Source organism: Brevibacillus sp. MCWH (assembly GCF_013096935.1).
GTDB lineage: Bacteria > Bacillota > Bacilli > Brevibacillales > Brevibacillaceae > Brevibacillus > Brevibacillus aydinogluensis.
The window spans coordinates 1-427 of sequence record NZ_SDLF01000190.1; the positions used below are offsets into that span (position 1 = coordinate 1).

Genomic DNA, 427 nt, shown 5'->3' on the forward strand with positions numbered 1-427 from the left:
GATATGACGGTTGCAGGAATAAGCGTAACGCTTGCGGTATTTAAAGCGACAAACGTAATCATCGAGCGGCTCGGTTCGTCTTTTTGACCGTTTAGTTTCTTCAATTGCTCCATTGCTTTAATGCCGAGCGGCGTCGCCGCATTTCCAAGACCGAACATGTTTGCGACCATATTTGATAATATATACCCAAGAGCCGGATGGTCGGACGGCACTTCCGGGAAAATTTTTTTCGCTATTGGACGGAACAAATGAGCAAAAAAAGAAAGCAATCCAGATTGCTCGGCGATTTTCATTAAACCGAGCCAAAAAACGAGCACGCTAATTAAACCAATGCTAATCGTTACTGCTTCTTTCGCCCCTTGAAACATCGCCTCGTTGACGTCTTTCATCGTCCCGTTTATGCCTGCAAACACAAGCCCAATAAGCA

Annotated in this window: 1 protein-coding gene; it reads right to left on the reverse strand. The window is 45.2% G+C overall.

Annotated elements, in window-relative coordinates:
• The coding region (locus ETC00_RS20025; RefSeq protein WP_253264356.1) for a nucleoside recognition domain-containing protein at positions 1 to 427 on the reverse strand (427 nt) is incomplete at both ends.